We start from the raw sequence: 17,275 nt of genomic DNA, 5'->3' as shown, positions 1-17,275 counted from the left end.
CGGACCTCTTCCCCTCTCCCCTTGCGGGAGAGGGTGGATCGCCGCGGTAGCGGCGAGACGGGTGAGGGGTCTCTATCGGCACGGAGAGTTCGGAGACATACCCCTCACCCAAGCGAGTCTGTGTCTGCCAGCGTCGCCGCCCTCTCCCGCAAGGGGAGAGGGCACATCAACGTGCATCTCGCCGCAACATGCATTTCTTCCGCAGCAAGCTCGTCAGAGATCCCGCTCCCAGGTCTCCCCGACCAGATCGGCACCGAAGCTGTGGTGTTTCTCTTCCTTCACGAGCTTGAAGCCTGCACTTTGATAGATGCCGCGCGCGGCGACGAGGATACTCTGCGTCCACAGCGTCATCTTGCTGTAGCCCCTCTCGCGTGCGCCTTGGATGCATTGCTCGACCAGCGCGCGACCGATGCCGAGCTCCCGCGCTTTCTTCTCCACCTGCAAGAGGCGCAGCTTGGCGATCTCATCCGTGGCCTTGACCAGAAAGATCGAGCCGACCGGCTCGCCACCTACTTCCGCGATCCAGCAGTGCTCGCGCGCGGCGTCGTAGTTCCTGATGAACTGTGCACAGATCTCGGCGACCAGCGCCTCGTAGCTGATATCCCAGTTGTAATCCGCGGCGTAGGCGGCGGCCTGTCGGGAGATGACCCAGCCCATGTCACCGACGCGATGGCTGCGCAGCATGAAAGCCGCGGGCTGGCTTCGACGTTGCTCCAGCACAGCCTCAATGGTCGCCATCGCCTGCGTGAGCCGCGTTGCATCGCTGGCCGAAAGCTGAGCGAGCATGGCGGCAACGTCGTTTTGCGAGCCTAGGTTCAGCTTGGCGAAGGCCTGGCGGCCCTTGGCGGTGAGGCTGAGCTGGTATTGCCTGCGATCTGCGGGCAGGGGCCTTCGCGTGATCAGCCCCTTTTCATCGAAGCTTTGCACGATGCGGCTGAGATAGCCGGGGTCGAGACCAAGCTCGTTTCCGATCTCTTTGGCCGCGAGGTCGTCGCGATGCGCGAGTTCATAGAGCACCCGGGCCTCGCTGAGCGAAAACGGGCTTTTTCCAAGGTGCTGGTCGAGCACACCAAGCTTGCGGGTATAGAAGCGGTTGAAGGCGCGGACCGCTCCGATGTGGTCGTCGGTAGCTTCAAAGGACATGGGTCACCTCGATACTTGCCATTGTCAAACAATTATTTGACTTTGGCAAGTATTGGGCGGCTTCAGCCGACCATGACGATCCGGCTGCGCAGCATGGTCCGGGACGAGCGGCCGAGCCGCCGGAGCAGCCGTGCCTCGGACCGGCGGGCCTGCGGCGGGTAGCCGCCGATCCGGTCATAATGATCGCGCGCGATCAAAAGCCCCTGATCGCCGAACGGGCCGACGAGCTTGCGCGCCACGGCGCGGAGGATGTCGCCGAGCCCGGTGTCGGCGTAGGGTGAACGCGCATAGCGAAACACCGCCGCTCGATCGCGGCCGCTGCTCGAGACGGCCTGGATGAACTGGGTGGTCTCCTCGATCCAGCCGGTTTCCAGCACCGCGCCGGCAGGGAGGAACATCAGCCACGGCGAACGGGCCTGGAGGGCGCCGGCGGCGCGCGCGGCCCCTTGCGAAGAGCCCTCGAAGCTGATGAAGCGGCAACCTGCGACGTCGGCGACGCGCTCGATGACGCCGTTGCGGGTGCCGTCGACCAGGAGCACTTCCCGGATGATGCCGGCCGCGGCGCCGGGGACGAGCGCGGCCAGCGTTGCGACTGCCGTCTGCTCGACGCCTTCGGTCGGAATGATGACGCTCAGCATGATTGAAGCTTCAATATCTGCACTTCGGAAGAAGCGTAGCTTTTCATGATGTTGTCATAAACACTTGGCGTTGCCGAGTGCAACTTTTTCGGCGGGGCTTCGGCATGCAATGGTAAACTCGCAGCCAAATGTGTCGCGCGCGGGATGGTATTTTGGTCGAATATTTCGGCACAAGCTCGTCCGGTCCGTATTAACCCGGAGTCCGACGATGATGTTGCGCGGCGCAGGGCAGTTCGCAACCGTCCAAGGAGGGGATGGGCTGCAACCAACCGTCGAACGGGAACGATGTGCGACTTGGGTGCTGACTTGGGTGCTGATTGGTGCTGACGGAGGCCTTGCATGAATGCCGATCAACTCGCCGTCAACGCGACGGCAACAACGCCGAAGCAGGACGCCGTGCCGACCCTGCGGGTTCGCGCCCTGATGCTGGGCGACCGCATCAATGCTTCCGGCCTCGAGATCGGCACGCTGGTCTCCTCGACGCCGGCTGCCTTCCGCGTCCACGCCGGACTTGTCGTGATTTTCCGCTACGGCGTCGTGGTGCTGATCGGTCTTCTGCCCTCGGAGGAGAAGGTGCTGATCGACAGCCTGAAGCCGCGGGTGCTCGGCGAGTTCAGTCCTCATGAGGAAGAGACCGCGCAGGCGCAGCTCTGCAAGGACGAGAATGTCGAGGCGATCCAGCCGGGCGGGCCGATCTGTCTCGCCAAATTCTCCGACGACCGGCTGCTCCTGATCGCGGATGCGCTCGCCAAGAGCACGTCGCTCGCCCGCGACGAGCGGCGCGTCGCGGCGGTCTTCGACGTGATCGAGCCGTTTGCGCGGGAGCTCGCCGAGCGCGGCCGCACGCCGCGCCGGCGCAAGGGCATTTTACAGCTGATCGGCAATGCGCTTCTCGTCCAGCAGCGTGTCGCGGGCCGTGTTGCCGTCGCCGAGAAACCCGACGTGCTCTGGGAGAAGCCCGAGCTCGACCGGCTCTATGCCCGGCTCGAGGACGAGTATGAGCTGAAGGAGCGCCTCGACACGCTCGAGCGCAAACTCACGGCGGTGTCGGAGACCGCCAACGCATTGACCGACATCATCGACACCCAGCGCTCGCTCCGCCTCGAAATTGCGATCGTGGTGCTGATCGTGATCGAGATCGCGATCGGGTGCTTTCAGATATGGTCGGGCACGCATTAATAGCGAGCGACTGCGCATTGCAGTGCCCTCTCCCCTTGCGGGAGAGGGCAGCACCGCCAGGAGACACAAGCTCGCTCGGGTGAGGGGTTTGCCTCATTTGCATATGTGCATGTGGATAGAAGCCCTCATCCGGCGCCATAGCCGAAGCTTTGCTTCGGCGTCTCTTGAGAACGGCGGCCGGAGGCCGCCTATGCCACCTTCTCCCGCAAGGGGAGAAGGGAAGATCGGAGTTGCCGTTCGTATTTCATCACGCACTATGCGGCTGAATTTCTCGTCGCTCGCAGCACCGCCGCACAATGCCGCGCGATCGTTAGTTCCTCATTCGTTGGAATGACGAACACCTCAACAGCGCTATCGCTCCCGCTGATGCGCTCGCGCGCGGCATCATTTGCAGCGGCATCGATGCTCACACCGAGCCAGCTAAGACGTTCGCCGATCGCGCTGCGGATCTCTTTCGCATGCTCGCCGATGCCGCCGGTGAAGACCAGGCAGTTCAATCCTTCAAGCGTGGTCGCCATCATCGCGATCTGCTGCGCCGCCCGGAAGACGAAGAGATCGACCGCCTCCCGCGCCGCAGCCTCGCGGCTTGCCAGCAGCGTGCGCATGTCCGCGGAGATGCCGGAGACGCCGAGCAGGCCCGACTCGAGATCGAGCAAATGCTGGATGGCCTCGACGGACATGTACTCGTGCTGTTGCAGATAGAGCAGCACGCCGGGATCGATCGTGCCGCAACGCGTGCCCATCACGAGGCCGTCGAGCGGTGTCAGTCCCATCGTGGTGTCGACGCTGCGGCCATCGCGCAGCGCGCACAGGCTCGCCCCATTGCCGAGATGCGCGATGACGGTGCGCTTTGCGACGAGCTGCGGCGCGATTGCCGCGAGGCGCCCCGCGACATATTCGAAGGAGAGGCCGTGAAACCCGTAGCGCCGGACGCCGCGCTCCTCATAGCGCCTCGGAATCGCGAAACGGCTCGCGGGCTGGGCCATGCTGTGATGAAAGGCGGTGTCGAAGCAGGCGATCTGCGTCAGACCGGGGCGGATCGCCTGGATGGTGCGAATCGGCTCCAGGCAACGCGGCTGGTGCAGCGGAGCAAGCTTGGTCAGCGCCGCCAGCTTGGCATAGACGTCGTCCGTCAGTTCGACCGGGCCGGAGTAATCCGGACCGCCGTGGACGATGCGGTGACCGATGGCGCGCAGACGATGCTCGCCAAAACGCTCGTCGATGAACGCCAGCACCTCGGCGAACAGATGACCACTGTCCGTATCGGATGAGTCCTTCCGCGCCTTGAACATTGTCTCGCCCGCTGGGCTCTTCACCACGAGCCGGGGCGCTGCCTCGTGCTCGTCGAGCAAGCCGTTGCAGAGCAGGTCGGGGCCGGATGCCGCCAGCTCGAACAGGCCGAACTTGATGCTCGATGATCCCGAGTTAAGCACAAGAACAGTGTCCGACATGGCTTCAGTCGCCGGCTTTGGCCGGCGTGTTGCCGCCGGCGGTGTTCGACCAGACCCAATCGCGGACCTCAGGCATGTCCTCGCCATGCTCGCGGACATAGCGGGAGTGTTCGATCAGCTTGTCGCGGAACTGTTGCTTGACCTGCGCAGCCCTGGTCGCAAGCCCCGGCACGCGCTCGATCGCCTCGATCGCGAGATGGTAGCGGTCGAGCTCATTGAGCACGACCATGTCGAACGGCGTCGTCGTGGTGCCTTCCTCGGCAAATCCGCGCACATGCATGCCGGCATGGTTGGTGCGGTTATAGGTCAGCCGGTGAATGAGATAAGGATAGCCGTGATAGGCGAAGATGACCGGCTTGTCTGATGTGAACAGGCTGTCGAAATCGCGGTCGGACAGACCGTGCGGATGCTGCTCCTTCGGCTGCAGCGTCATGAGGTCGACGACATTGACGACGCGGATATTCAGGTCAGGCAGCGCCTTGCGCAGCAGGTCGACGGCGGCGAGCGTCTCCAGTGTCGGCACGTCGCCGGCGCAGGCCATCACCACGTCGGGCTCTGTGTTTGTGTCCTCCGTGCCCGCCCAGGTCCAGATGCCGATGCCGGCATCGCAATGCGTGGCCGCCTCCCGCATCGACAGCCATTGCGGCGCCGGCTGCTTGCCGGCGACGATCACATTGATGCGGTTGTAGGTGCGCAGGCAATGATCGGCGATCCACAACAGCGTGTTGGCGTCGGGCGGGAAATAGATCCGGACGATATCGGCCTTCTTGTTGGCGACGAGATCGACGAAACCAGGGTCCTGATGGCTGAAGCCGTTATGGTCCTGGCGCCAGACATGCGAGGTCAGGAGATAGTTGAGCGAGGCGATCGGGCGCCGCCAGGGCAGATCGCGCGTCACCTTCAGCCATTTGGCGTGCTGGTTGAACATGGAATCCACGATGTGGATGAAGGCCTCATAGCAGGAGAACAAGCCGTGCCGGCCGGTGAGCAGATAGCCTTCGAGCCAGCCCTGGCAGAGATGCTCGCTCAGGATCTCCATCACGCGGCCGTCCCGCGCGAGATGCACGTCGTAAGGTTCGGTTGGTTCCATCCAGACGCGTTCGGTGGCCTCGAACACCGCATCGAGCCGGTTTGATGCCGTCTCGTCCGGGCCCATGATGCGGAAGTTGTGCGCCTCGGCATTGAGGCGGACGACGTCGCGCAGGAATTTGCCGAGTTCGCGGGTGGCTTCCGCCACGACGTCGCCGGGCTGCGGCACCTCGACCGCGAAGCTGCGGAAATCCGGCAGCTTCAGCTCCTTCTTCAAAAGCCCGCCATTGGCATGCGGATTGGCGCCCATCCGCCGCTGGCCTTCGGGCGCCAGCGCCTGAAGCTCGGGAATGAGCGCGCCGCCGGCGTCGAACAACTTGTCCGGCTCATAGCTGCGCATCCAGTCTTCGAGCAGCTTCAGATGCGCGGGATTCTCGCGGCAGCTCGCAACAGGCACCTGATGCGCGCGCCAAAAACCCTCGACTTTCTTGCCGTCGACCTCCTTCGGGCCGGTCCAGCCCTTGGGGCTGCGCAGCACGATCATCGGCCAGCGCGGTCGCTCGACGTTTCTGCGCCCGTCGCGGGCGTGCTGCTGGATCGAGCGGATGCTGGCGAGCGCGACGTCGAGCGCATCCGCCATGGCCTGGTGCATCAATTTGGGATCGTCGCCTTCGACGAATAGCGGCTCGTGGCCGAGCCCGCGGAAGAGATCGCGAATCTCTTCGTCCCGCATCCGCCCGAGCACGGTCGGGTTGGCGATCTTGTAGCCGTTGAGATGCATGATCGGCAGCACCGCGCCGTCATGGGCAGGGTTGAGGAACTTGTTGGAGTGCCAGGACGCCGCGAGCGGGCCGGTTTCGGCCTCGCCGTCGCCGACGACGCAGGCGACGATGAGGTCGGGATTGTCGAATGCGGCGCCATAGGCGTGCACCAGGGCATAGCCGAGCTCGCCGCCCTCGTGGATCGAGCCCGGCGTTTCCGGCGCCGCATGGCTCGGAATGCCGCCTGGGAAGGAGAACTGCCTGAATAGCTTGCGCAATCCATCCGCATCGCGCGCGATGTCAGGATAGATCTCGCTGTAGCTGCCTTCCAGATAGGTGTTGGCGACCATGCCTGGGCCGCCATGGCCGGGGCCGCAGACGTAGATCACGTTGAGGTCAAGCGCCCGGATGACGCGATTGAGATGGGCATAGATGAAGTTCAAACCGGGCGTCGTGCCCCAATGGCCGAGCAGGCGCGGCTTGATGTGCTCGGGCCGCAGCGGCTCGCGCAGCAGCGGATTGTCGAGGAGATAGATTTGCCCGACGGAGAGATAGTTGGCGGCACGCCAGTAGCGATCGAGGAGATCGAGTTCGCTGCTCGCCGCGCGCAATTGTCGTTGATTTGTCATGTTCTTGCCGACCCAGCGATCGTCACCAACATTGTTCCGGCGCGATTGATCCCTTCGCCATGAAACGGGATCGCCGCGGCGCCGGTGTTGCGTGAGGTCAAGGGTGCGCGCCCGAAGTTTGGGCAGCGCTACTGTGCATGGGGTTGTTTTCGCGTTTTTTGTTCTTGTTCTTGATTTGTTCCATTCGGATGCTATGTTGGCTTCATGAGTTCGAGCATCTTCTCGTGCCCTCAAGCACCCGCCGGTCACGGCGCCCTCCGAGCCGGCGGGTGCGCCTTCTGATTTTCCTGCCGATTTTCCCGAGCTTGGCGTCGCCATCGACCGCGCGCGCCGGCGAGGGCGCGGCGCCCAGTCCAATGCCAGCGGCCGTTACGAGGCCGAGGCGCGCGTCGCCTTCGACGATGGCTGGCAGAGCCTGGAGGAGCTGCCGCCGTTCAAGACCACGGTCGCCGTCGACACCTCGCGCAAGGTGATCACCCGCAACGATTCCCCCGACATCGGCTTCGACCGCTCGATCAATCCCTATCGCGGCTGCGAGCACGGCTGCGTCTATTGCTTCGCGCGGCCGACCCATGCGTATCTCGGCCTGTCGCCGGGGCTCGACTTCGAGTCGAAGCTGTTCGTGAAGCCCGAGGCGCCGGCGCTGCTCGAGAAGGAGCTCGCAGCAAGCGGCTACGAGCCGCGGATGATTGCGATCGGCACCAACACCGATCCCTATCAGCCGATCGAGCGCGAGCGAAAGATCATGCGCGGCATCCTCGAGGTGCTGGAGCGCACCGGGCATCCGGTCGGCATCGTCACCAAGTCGGCGCTGGTGGTGCGAGACATCGACATTCTCGCGCGGATGGCCAAGCGCAATCTCGCCAAGGTCGCGATCTCGGTGACGTCACTCGATCCGAAGCTCGCGCGCACCATGGAGCCGCGGGCCTCCACGCCGCCGAAGCGGCTGGAGGCGCTGAAGCAGCTCTCCGACGCCGGTATTCCCACCACCGTGATGGTCGCGCCCATGATTCCCGCGTTGAACGATTCCGAGATCGAACGCATCCTCGATGCCGCAGCCCATGCCGGCGTCAAGGAAGCCTCCTACGTGCTGCTGCGGCTGCCGCTCGAGGTGCGCGATCTGTTCCGCGAATGGCTGATGGCGAACTATCCGGACCGCTACCGCCACGTCTTCACGCTGATCCGCGACATGCGCGGCGGCCGTGACTACGATGCGAAATGGGGCGAGCGGATGAAGGGAACCGGCCCGATGGCTTGGACCATCGGCCGCCGCTTCGAGATCGCCTGCGACAGGCTCGGCCTCAACAAACGGCGCTCCAAGCTGACCACGGATCACTTCGCGCGACCGAAGCGGAACGGCGATCAGCTCAGCCTGTTCTGATCGGGAAGTGGACGAGGCGTAGCATGAGCGAGGAACTTACCGTGCCGGTGCCGCGGCTGACCGTCATCACGCTCGGTGTCGGCGACATCCGCGCCAGCATCGCTTTCTACGACGCGCTGGGTTTCTCGCGCCGGCTGAAGGTGACCGGTGAGGCGGTCGCCTTCTACGATACCGGTGGTTCGGTGCTCGCCTTGTATCCCTGGGATCAGCTCGCTGCCGACGCGTCGTTGCCGGACAATCCGAGGCCGTCGACCTTTCGTGGGATGACGCTCGCCTGGAACTGCCGGACGCGCGCGGAGGTCGATGCGGTGCTGGCTTTCGCTGTCGACAAGGGCGGAGCGCTGCTGAAAGCGGCGCACGAGACCGATTACGGCGGCTATTCCGGCTATTTCACGGACCTCGACGGCCATCCGTGGGAGGTCGTGGTCGCGCCCGGCATCCATGTCGGTGACGATCGGCGGGTGCATCTGGGGGAGTAGGGCGGCTCACCTGAATAACGGGAATTATCTGGGGTTCCTAGTTGCGCTGGCGAAGTCCCTTGCGCACGATCCCGGCCATGATTCGGGACAAGTCCGCGACGAAGCCAGCCAAAGACGCGCCAAAAAAGAACGGTGCGAAGAAGGCCGCGCCTGCCAAGGCCTCGGAAGCCAACACGCCGGAAGCCAAGCCGTCGCAAGCCAAGAAGTCGGAAACTAAGCCTTCGGAGGTTGAGGCTTTAGCCGGCAAGAGTGCGGGCCCGAAAGGCATCGTCGCCGTAGCGCCGCCGAGCTTCCGTCGGGAGCGCGCGCTGATCAAGCGCGGCGTCTGGCCGGTCGCGGGCTGCGACGAGGCAGGCCGCGGCCCGCTCGCCGGCCCCGTGGTGGCGGCGGCGGTGATCCTTGATCCCAACCGCATTCCCCGTGGCATCGACGATTCCAAACGGCTGACGGTGGAGGAGCGCGAAAAGCTGTTCGACAAGATCTGCGCCACCGCGCAGGTCTCGGTTGTCGTGGCTTCGCCCGCGCGGATCGACCGCGACAACATCCTGCGCGCCTCGCTGTGGGCGCTGAAGCGCGCGGTGGTGGCGTTGCCCGAGACGCCGCGCCATGTCTTCGTCGACGGCCGCGACCGGCTCGATACGGAATGCGACTGCGAGGCCGTGATCGGCGGCGACGGCATCGTGCTGTCGATCGCGGCGGCGTCCATCGTCGCCAAGGTCACCCGCGACCGGCTGATGTGCGCGCTGGCGCAAGACTGCCCCGGCTACGGCTTCGAGCAGCACAAGGGATACGCCGTGCCAGAGCATCTCGACGCCCTCGACCGCCTCGGCCCCTCCATCCACCACCGCCGCTTCTTCGCCCCCGTCGCGGCCGCCCGCGCCAAGCATATGCCCTGGACCGTCGAGCCGGTGCAGGATCTGTTCTCCGTCACCGAGGTCGAGATGGAGGTGGAGGCGGGTGTCGAAGCCGGCGCCTCCACAGGTCTCTAGGACTCCGTTTTCGCTGCGGCCTCTTTGCCTCTCCCCGCGTGCGGAGAGAGGCCGGAATGCATCGAAGATGCATTCCGGGGAGGGGGACTCTCCGCGAGTCCATCTGTCACCGTCCTCCCCGCAAGCGAGGAGAGGGAGACGAGACACTGTCGGGGAGAGGCAGCAGACCGAAGTTGCCACGACGCGCCGCGCCCTTTATCAAAACAGATGTGAGCGAATAGGGCCGGCTGGACGGGTTGGCTGCATCTTTCGGACCTTGCATGCGGTTTACCTCCCTGGTCATCGAGCTCATTCGCGCCCGGCCGCGGCTGATCGTGTGGATCGCGGTTTTGCTTCAGGCGGCGATGTGGCTGTTCGTGGCGCTGGTGTTCTACCGCAGCCCGCCCGGCACCCTTGCGACGCTGCTGGCTTTCGGCCGCGAGTACCAGGTCGGCACCGATCTCGGCCCGCCGCTGCCGGTCTGGCTCGCCGACATCGCCTATCGCGCCGCCGGCGGTCACACGTTCGGCGTCTACGTGCTCGCCCAGCTCTGCGAGATCGCGACCTTCATCGCGCTCTTTCATCTGTCTCGCGCCGTGGTCGGCTCCCAGCAGGCCGTGCTCGCCGTGCTGCTGACCATGACCGTGCTGGCCTTCTCCTCGTCCGCGCTCGACTTCGGCCCGCTGGTGCTGGCGCGACCGCTTTGGGCGCTGCTGCTGCTGCACTCCTGGCAGATCATCGGCCAGCGCCGCGGCAATGCCTGGTTCGCCTGGTCGATCGAAGCTGGCCTGTTGTTGCTCACGACGCCCGCCGCGATCTTCCTCCTCCTGCTGATCGTCGTCTTCGCGATCTCGACCGCGCGCGGCCGCAGGACGCTATGGGGGCTCGATCCGCTGTTTGCGCTGATCGTCGTTGCCGTGCTGGCGCTACCCTATGCGATGTGGCTGATGCGGGCCGAGACGTTGACCATGCCAGCCTTGCCGCAGGTTTCGGAGTTCAATGCCCGCGCCCTGCACGCAGCCTGGCTGTTCGGCGGGCTCGTGCTTGGGGCGGCGGCGGTTCCGGCGCTGACCTTCCTCAACACCGGGATGTTCGCCGACAAGGGCGAGGAAGCGCCGATCATCTATCGCCCGCCGGTCGAGCCGCTCGCGCGCAACTTCGTCTATTTCTTCGCGCTGGCGCCGCCGCTCGGCGCGGTGCTGATCTCCGGTCTGCTTGGGCTGGAATCCGCCGCCGGTGGCGCCGGTGTCGTGCTCGTCATGTCCGGGCTTGTCGTGGTGGTTGCCGCAGGGGATCTCATCGCGATGCGCCGCGCGCGGATGCTGCGCATGGTATGGGCCGCCGCCGTCGTGGCGCCCGCCATCGGCGTCGTGCTCGCCGTCCTGGTCATGCCCTGGACCGGCACCGGCGAGATCGCGACCTCGATGCCGGCGCGCGCGATCTCGGATTTCTTCGACGAGAGCTTCGCCCGCCGCACCAACCATCGCCTACGCGCGGTTGCCGGCGAGACCCAGCTTGCGAGCCTGATCACGCTGCATTCCGGGCGGCCGCATCTCTTCATCGACGTCGACCCGGCGCGCACGCCGTGGATGAATCAGACCAAGTTCAGCGAGACCGGCGGCGTCGTGGTCTGGCGCGCCTCCGACACCGCCGGCACCCCGCCACAGGAAATCCTCAAGCGCTTCCCGGGGATCGTGCCGGAAGTCCCGCGCGCCTTCGAATGGCTGGTGAACGGCCGCCAGCAACTGCTGCGCATCGGCTGGGCCATCGTGCGGCCGAAGGGGACGTGAGGCGATCTCGCGCCTCGGGCGCAGACATTGTAGGGTGGGCAAAGCGAAGCGTGCCCACCACCTCCATCGCTACGTGGGATAAGCTTATGGTGGGCACGGCGCTTTGCGCCTTTGCCCACCCTACAGCAGATCGCTATCCCGCCAGCACCTTTGCGACCGCGCGCAGATCCTGCCAAGCCAACCGCTTGTAGGACGGTGAGCGGAGCAGGTACGCCGGGTGAAAAGTCGGCAGCGCGCGGATGGTGCGCTGACCGGTGTCGTAGTCGAACCAGCGGCCGCGGGTGCGCATGATGCCTTCGCGCGTCGACAGCAGCGTCTGCGTCGAGGGATTGCCGAGCGTCACCAGCACGTCCGGATTCACCAGCTCGATCTGGCGCTGGATGAAGGGCAGGCAGATTTGGGTCTCCTGCGGCGTCGGGGTGCGATTGCCGGGCGGCCGCCAGGGAATGACGTTGGCGATATAGGAGGTGGTGCGGTTGAGCCCGATCGCGCCGATCATGAGGTCGAGCAGCTTGCCGCTGCGTCCGACGAAGGGCAATCCCTCGATGTCCTCGTCGCGCCCGGGCGCCTCGCCGACCAACATGATGCGCGCCTTGGGATTGCCGTCGGCGAACACCAGCCGCGTCGCGGTATGCTTCAGCGCGCAGCCCTCAAAACTCTGCATCAGCTCGCGCAGCGCCTCCAGCGTCGGCGCGGTCCGCGCCGCCTCGCGTGCGGAAGCGATCGCGACGTCGGGCGCAGGGGCGGCCTCGCCGCGCAGGACCGTCGGCGCAGCGACCGGCCGCGATGGCTCGACCGGCGGTGCCATGCGCGGGGCCGGTGGCGGGGCATCTAATTCCGCCAGGCGGTCGATCGGTTCCTCCGCGAGCGCGCAGTCGACACCGGCCTCCAGATAGAAGGCGAGAAGCTCGCGGACGGTGGGTGCGGGTTCGGGGATCATGGGAAAGTTTGACTATTATATCACCTTGGGCGGCCTTGCATCCCGGCAGAACGCGATTCCGAGGTTGTCCTACCCGGAAAAATCGGAAACAAGAGGGCGCAATCGACCAAGGACCGTCTCAAGGGCTGAGATCAGATGAGCACCGAAGAACTTCCCCCGCGCGAATCCATGGAATTCGACGTCGTCATCGTCGGCGCCGGCCCCTCGGGCCTGTCGGCTGCGATCCGGCTGAAGCAGCTCAACGCCGATCTCAACGTGGTCGTGGTGGAGAAGGGCTCCGAGGTCGGCGCGCACATTCTCTCCGGCGCCGTGATCGATCCGGCGGGGCTCGACAAGCTGATCCCGGACTGGCGCGATGATTCCGACTGCCCGCTGAAGACGCAGGTGAAGGACGACCGCTTCTACTGGATGACGGGCGCCGGCGCGATCAAGCTGCCGAATTTCATGATGCCGCCGCTGATGGACAATCATCACTGCTACATCGGCTCGCTCGGCAATGTCTGCCGCTGGCTGGCGCGCAAGGCCGAGGCGCTCGGCGTCGAGATCTATCCGGGCTTTGCGGCGGCCGAAGTGCTCTATGACGAGGAGGGCAAGGTCAAGGGCATCGCCACCGGCGACATGGGCATCGGCCGCGACGGCAAGCCGAAAGATTCCTTCACCCGCGGCATGGAATTGCTCGGCAAGTACACGCTGTTTGCCGAAGGCGCCCGCGGCAGCCTGACCAAGCAGCTCATCAACAAATTCGCACTCGACGCCAAGGCCGAGCCGCCAAAGTTCGGCATCGGCCTCAAGGAGGTCTGGCAGATCGATCCCGCCAAGCACCAGAAGGGCTTGATCCAGCATTCGTTTGGCTGGCCGCTCGATATGAAGACCGGCGGCGGCTCGTTCCTCTATCACTATGACGACAATCTCGTCGCCGTCGGCTTCGTCGTGCATCTGAATTACGACGATCCCTATCTGTCGCCGTTCGACGAATTCCAGCGCTTCAAGACCCATCCCTCGATCCGCGGCACTTTCGAAGGCGCCAAGCGGCTCGCTTACGGCGCGCGCGCCATCACCGAGGGCGGATACCAGTCGGTGCCGAAGCTGAGCTTCCCCGGCGGCGCGCTGATCGGCTGCGCAGCCGGCTTCGTCAACGTGCCGCGCATCAAGGGCGTGCACAATGCAATGGGCACCGGCATGCTCGCCGCCGAACATGTCGCGGCCGCGCTCGCCGCCGATCGCGCCAATGACGAGCTCGTCGAATACGAGAACGCCTGGCGCACGTCGTCGGTCGGCAAGGATTTGTTCCTGGTCCGCAACGTCAAGCCGCTGTGGTCGAAGTTCGGCACCGTGCTGGGCGTCGCGCTCGGCGGCTTCGACATGTGGTGCAACACGCTGTTCGGCGCATCGCTGTTCGGCACGCAGTCGCATCGCAAGCATGACCGCGCCACGCTCGATCCGGCCAAGAGCCACGTGCCGAAGAACTACCCGAAGCCGGATGGCAAGATCACCTTCGACAAGCTGTCCTCGGTGTTTTTGTCCAACACCAATCACGAGGAGGACCAGCCGATCCATCTGAAGGTCACGGACATGAACCTCCAGAAGACCTCGGAGCACGACGTGTTCGCCGGTCCCTCGAACCGCTATTGCCCGGCCGGCGTCTATGAGTGGATTGAGGAGGGTTCTGGCCCGCGCTTCCAGATCAACGCCCAGAATTGCGTTCACTGCAAAACCTGCGATGTGAAGGACCCCAACGGCAACATCACCTGGGTTCCCCCGGAGGGCGGTGGCGGTCCGAATTACGAGGCAATGTAAGCCGGGGAACATGCAGCCAGCGCCGATGGGGACCAAGGTTACGCGACCCCGGCAATGTGACGCACGTTCGCGTGAGAACCGGGCCGCGGGAGCAGCCCGCGGCCACGATAAGGCCATAGTAGCGGCGTCTTGGGGCGCTCTTGGCCGATTCATCTGACCGATTTGGGGCGTGCGGCGGGGATCGCCCGGTCCGAATCCTTGCGGCGAAGCGCCAAAAGCGGCATTGTCGGCCTGACGGTTCCGGGTCCCGATGCCACCGGCCGCGTTCGCATGCGATACGGCCCTCTGCTGCAGACCCAGGCACTACCAACTCAAGGCGAGCCCTGATGTTTTCAAATCGTTTCAACCGCTGGACTGCTGCCGCCATCGCCCTCATGGGCACCGCGTTCGTGGCGGTCCCCGGCGCGGTCCTGGCGCAGACGCCGGATCACCCGGAAAACACGGCGGCGCAGTTTCCGACCCGGAACGATCTGAAGTCGCTCACCGGCGCCGGCAGCTATCTCGCCGCCCGCCACGCCAGCGTCGAGCGCGACGCCTCCTCCGCCGCCGCGTTCTACCGCTCGGCCCTGCGCACCGATCCGAAGAACAACGAACTGCTCGACCGCGCCTTCATCTCCTCGGTCGCCGATGGCGACATCGACGAGGCCGTCAAGCTCGCCGAGCGCATCCTCACCATCGACAAGACCAACCGCGTCGCGCGGCTCGTCGTCGGCGTGCACGATCTCAAGCTGAAGAAGTACGCGACGGCGCAAACCAACATCAACCAGTCGATCCGCGGTCCGATCACCGATCTCGTCGCCACGCTATTGTCGGGCTGGGCCGCCTATGGTGCGGGCGACGCCAAGGGCGGTGTCGCCACCATCGACAAGCTGGCCGGTCCGGAATGGTATCCGCTGTTCAAGGATCTCCACGCCGGCATGATCCTCGAGCTCTCCGGCAAGGAGAAGGACGCCGGCACCCGCTTCGAGCGCGCCTACAAGCTCGACGATTCCATGCTGCGCGTCACCGAAGCTTATGCGCGCTGGCTGTCGCGCAACAAGGATTCCGCTGCTGCGACCACCGTCTACCAGGCTTTCGACAAGAAGCTCGCCCGCCATCCGCTGATCGTGGAAGGCCTGCGCGAGACCAAGGCCGGCAAGAAGATGCCGCCGCTCGTCGATTCCGCGCAAGCCGGCGCCGCCGAAGCGCTCTACGGCATCGGCGCCACGCTGACCCGCCGCGGCGGCGAGGATCTGGCGCTGGTCTATCTCCAGCTCTCGCTCTACCTCCAGCCCAGCCATCCGCTGGCGCTGCTCTCGCTCGCCGATCTCTATGAATCGGTGAAGCGGCCGCAGATGGCGATCAAGGTCTATGAGCGCGTGCCCTCGTCCTCGCCGCTCAAGCGCAACGCGCAGATCCAGCTCGCCATTGACCTCGATTCCGCCGACCGCACCGACGAGGCGATCAAGATCCTCAAGGGCGTTACCACGGAAGATGCCAAGGATCTCGAAGCCATCATGGCGCTCGGCAACATCGAGCGCGGCCGCAAGAAGTTCGGCGATTGCGGCGCGACGTATTCGCAAGGCATCGATGTGCTGCCGGCCGGCAACGACAAAGCCAACAGCGTCTGGTACTACTACCGCGGCATCTGCGAGGAGCGCTCCAAGCAGTGGGCCAAGGCCGAATCCGACATGAAGAAGGCTCTCGAACTTCAGCCCGATCAGCCGCACGTCCTCAACTATCTCGGCTATTCCTGGATCGACCAGGGCGTGAATCTCGACGAAGGCATGAAGATGATCAAGCGCGCCGTCGAGCAGCGTCCCGACGACGGCTATATCGTCGACTCCCTCGGCTGGGCCTATTACCGCATCGGCAATTACGAGGAGGCGGTGAAGAACCTCGAGCGCGCGATCGATCTCAAGCCGGAGGATCCCACCATCAACGATCACCTCGGCGACGCCTACTGGCGCGTCGGCCGCACGCTGGAAGCAAAATTTCAGTGGTCGCATGCGCGCGATCTCAAGCCCGAGCCGGAAGAACTGCCGAAGATCGAGGCCAAGATCGCCAACGGCCTCTCGGACGACAATTCGAACTCTTCGGCGGCGCAGGCCGAGAAGAAGAAGGACGACGGCAAGGGCGGCTGAGGTTTGTTGGGGGCGTGTCGCCGATGTCGGCGTTGATTGAAGAGGGACGGGCGAAGGTCAATTTGAGCCTTCGTGTCGTCGGCCGTCGTGCCGACGGCTATCATGATCTCGAAAGCGTGGTTGCATTTGCCGACTGCGCCGACCGGCTGACGCTGGAGCCGGGTGGCGAGCTGAAGCTCACCACCACCGGACCGCTGGCGGCAGCTTGCGGCGACACCGCCGACAATCTCGTGCTCAAGGCCGCCAAGCTTCTGGCCGAGGCTGTGCCCGGCCTGAAGCTGGGCGCCTTCGCGCTCGACAAGGTGCTCCCCGTTGCAGCCGGCATCGGCGGCGGCTCAGCGGATGCCGCGGCGGCGCTGCGGCTCTTGGCGCGTCTCAACGATTTATCGCTCGATGATCCCCGCGTTCAGAAGGTCGCGCTTGCGACCGGCGCCGACGTGCCGGTGTGCCTCCTCTCGCGCGCCTGTGACATGACCGGGGTCGGCGAGCAGCTGCTGTCGCTCGCGTTGCCGAGCATGCCCTGCGTCATGGTCAATCCGCGCGTGCCGGTTGCGACCAAGGACGTGTTCAAGGCGCTGGGCCTGCGCAACGGCGAGCTCCTGGTCGGCGTCACCGACGTCATCCGCGCTCCGGCCTGGCCGGAGGAGGGGGCGTCGATCGCTGACTGGGTCGACGTTCTCGAAACCGTTCCCAACGATCTCGAAGCGCCCGCAATGCGCATCGAACCTGTGATTGGCGACGTGCTGGAAGCCTTGCGCGATTCCGCCGGCGTCAAGCTCGCCCGCATGTCCGGCTCGGGGGCGACGTGCTTTGCGATCTATGGCGCGCCGGCTGATGCCCATGCTGCCGCCGAAAAGATCCGGCGCGATCACACCGGCTGGTGGGTGCATGCGGGGACGTTGAGCTGAGGCGCGACTGCCGTAGGGTGGGCAAAGTCGCATAGCGCCGTGCCCACCATTCATCCACG

General features: G+C 65.1%; 12 protein-coding genes and 1 pseudogene. 8 read left to right on the top strand and 5 right to left on the bottom strand.

All coding sequences use genetic code 11. From position 1 onward, the window contains the following. Nucleotides 1-213: 213 nt before the first annotated feature. The gene (locus tag ACR9YP_RS36215; RefSeq protein WP_474218282.1) at nt 214-1,143 is read right to left on the bottom strand and encodes a bifunctional helix-turn-helix transcriptional regulator/GNAT family N-acetyltransferase; all 930 of its coding nucleotides are present in this window, start codon (nt 1,141-1,143) and stop codon (nt 214-216) included. A 62-nt stretch (nt 1,144-1,205) separates the two neighbouring features. After that, the gene (locus tag ACR9YP_RS36210; protein WP_438111557.1) at nt 1,206-1,781 is read right to left on the bottom strand and encodes a glycosyltransferase family protein; all 576 of its coding nucleotides are present in this window, start codon (nt 1,779-1,781) and stop codon (nt 1,206-1,208) included. Between the two features lie 339 nt (nt 1,782-2,120). On the opposite strand from ACR9YP_RS36210, the gene ACR9YP_RS36205 reads away from it, so the two are divergent. Next, nucleotides 2,121-2,960 (top strand): RMD1 family protein, encoded by an 840-nt coding sequence (locus ACR9YP_RS36205; protein ID WP_474218281.1) that lies wholly within the window; start codon nt 2,121-2,123, stop codon nt 2,958-2,960. 254 nt (nt 2,961-3,214) lie between these two features. Here the strand turns inward: ACR9YP_RS36205 and ACR9YP_RS36200 are convergent, their stop codons facing one another. Together ACR9YP_RS36200 and ACR9YP_RS36195 are read right to left on the bottom strand one after the other, a co-directional pair. After that, on the bottom strand, nt 3,215-4,411 hold the full coding sequence (locus ACR9YP_RS36200) for an acetate/propionate family kinase (protein WP_474218280.1): 1,197 nt from the start codon (nt 4,409-4,411) through the stop codon (nt 3,215-3,217). Between the two features lie 4 nt (nt 4,412-4,415). Further along, entirely contained in the window at nt 4,416-6,830 is a 2,415-nt protein-coding gene (locus tag ACR9YP_RS36195; RefSeq protein ID WP_474218279.1) for a phosphoketolase family protein, read from the bottom strand. Nucleotides 6,831-7,044: 214 nt separating this feature from the next. Here ACR9YP_RS36195 and ACR9YP_RS36190 point away from each other — a divergent pair. The 4 genes and pseudogenes from ACR9YP_RS36190 to ACR9YP_RS36175 all read left to right on the top strand — a co-directional run. Next, nucleotides 7,045-8,211 (top strand): annotated as a pseudogene (locus ACR9YP_RS36190) (PA0069 family radical SAM protein); the annotation flags it as partial. Nucleotides 8,212-8,234: 23 nt separating this feature from the next. Next, nucleotides 8,235-8,690, top strand: a complete 456-nt coding sequence (locus ACR9YP_RS36185) for a VOC family protein (protein ID WP_474218278.1) — start codon at nt 8,235-8,237, stop codon at nt 8,688-8,690. A gap of 77 nt (nt 8,691-8,767) precedes the next feature. After that, the gene (locus tag ACR9YP_RS36180; RefSeq protein ID WP_474218277.1) at nt 8,768-9,679 is read left to right on the top strand and encodes a ribonuclease HII; all 912 of its coding nucleotides are present in this window, start codon (nt 8,768-8,770) and stop codon (nt 9,677-9,679) included. Nucleotides 9,680-9,939: 260 nt separating this feature from the next. Further along, nucleotides 9,940-11,448 (top strand): glycosyltransferase family 39 protein, encoded by a 1,509-nt coding sequence (locus ACR9YP_RS36175; RefSeq protein WP_474218276.1) that lies wholly within the window; start codon nt 9,940-9,942, stop codon nt 11,446-11,448. Nucleotides 11,449-11,581: 133 nt separating this feature from the next. On the opposite strand, the gene ACR9YP_RS36170 is transcribed toward ACR9YP_RS36175, so the two are convergent. Further along, nucleotides 11,582-12,388, bottom strand: a complete 807-nt coding sequence (locus ACR9YP_RS36170) for a uracil-DNA glycosylase (protein ID WP_474218275.1) — start codon at nt 12,386-12,388, stop codon at nt 11,582-11,584. A 135-nt stretch (nt 12,389-12,523) separates the two neighbouring features. On the opposite strand from ACR9YP_RS36170, the gene ACR9YP_RS36165 reads away from it, so the two are divergent. The 3 genes from ACR9YP_RS36165 to ACR9YP_RS36155 all read left to right on the top strand — a co-directional run bounded on the left by ACR9YP_RS36165 (nt 12,524) and on the right by ACR9YP_RS36155 (nt 17,216). Beyond that, the gene (locus ACR9YP_RS36165; protein ID WP_474218274.1) at nt 12,524-14,185 is read left to right on the top strand and encodes an electron transfer flavoprotein-ubiquinone oxidoreductase; all 1,662 of its coding nucleotides are present in this window, start codon (nt 12,524-12,526) and stop codon (nt 14,183-14,185) included. A 326-nt stretch (nt 14,186-14,511) separates the two neighbouring features. Then, a complete protein-coding gene (locus ACR9YP_RS36160) occupies nt 14,512-16,308 on the top strand; it encodes a tetratricopeptide repeat protein (RefSeq protein ID WP_474218273.1) in 1,797 nt (598 codons plus the stop codon). A gap of 23 nt (nt 16,309-16,331) precedes the next feature. Then, nucleotides 16,332-17,216, top strand: a complete 885-nt coding sequence (locus ACR9YP_RS36155; RefSeq protein ID WP_474218271.1) for a 4-(cytidine 5'-diphospho)-2-C-methyl-D-erythritol kinase — start codon at nt 16,332-16,334, stop codon at nt 17,214-17,216. Nucleotides 17,217-17,275: the final 59 nt, after the last annotated feature.

This window comes from Bradyrhizobium sp. BR14999 (assembly GCF_056106085.1).
Note: the sequence above shows the minus strand (reverse complement) of the source record. Positions and strands in the feature narration are given on the sequence as shown.

Bases quoted from the DNA above. Each gene is read 5' to 3' on its own strand.
- ACR9YP_RS36215 (WP_474218282.1), bottom strand. From the start codon at position 1,143: ATGTCCTTTGAAGCTACCGACGACCACATCGGAGCGGTCCGCGCCTTC.
- ACR9YP_RS36210 (WP_438111557.1), bottom strand. From the start codon at position 1,781: ATGCTGAGCGTCATCATTCCGACCGAAGGCGTCGAGCAGACGGCAGTC.
- ACR9YP_RS36205 (WP_474218281.1), top strand. From the start codon at position 2,121: ATGAATGCCGATCAACTCGCCGTCAACGCGACGGCAACAACGCCGAAG.
- ACR9YP_RS36200 (WP_474218280.1), bottom strand. From the start codon at position 4,411: ATGTCGGACACTGTTCTTGTGCTTAACTCGGGATCATCGAGCATCAAG.
- ACR9YP_RS36195 (WP_474218279.1), bottom strand. From the start codon at position 6,830: ATGACAAATCAACGACAATTGCGCGCGGCGAGCAGCGAACTCGATCTC.
- ACR9YP_RS36185 (WP_474218278.1), top strand. From the start codon at position 8,235: ATGAGCGAGGAACTTACCGTGCCGGTGCCGCGGCTGACCGTCATCACG.
- ACR9YP_RS36180 (WP_474218277.1), top strand. From the start codon at position 8,768: ATGATTCGGGACAAGTCCGCGACGAAGCCAGCCAAAGACGCGCCAAAA.
- ACR9YP_RS36175 (WP_474218276.1), top strand. From the start codon at position 9,940: ATGCGGTTTACCTCCCTGGTCATCGAGCTCATTCGCGCCCGGCCGCGG.
- ACR9YP_RS36170 (WP_474218275.1), bottom strand. From the start codon at position 12,388: ATGATCCCCGAACCCGCACCCACCGTCCGCGAGCTTCTCGCCTTCTAT.
- ACR9YP_RS36165 (WP_474218274.1), top strand. From the start codon at position 12,524: ATGAGCACCGAAGAACTTCCCCCGCGCGAATCCATGGAATTCGACGTC.
- ACR9YP_RS36160 (WP_474218273.1), top strand. From the start codon at position 14,512: ATGTTTTCAAATCGTTTCAACCGCTGGACTGCTGCCGCCATCGCCCTC.
- ACR9YP_RS36155 (WP_474218271.1), top strand. From the start codon at position 16,332: ATGTCGGCGTTGATTGAAGAGGGACGGGCGAAGGTCAATTTGAGCCTT.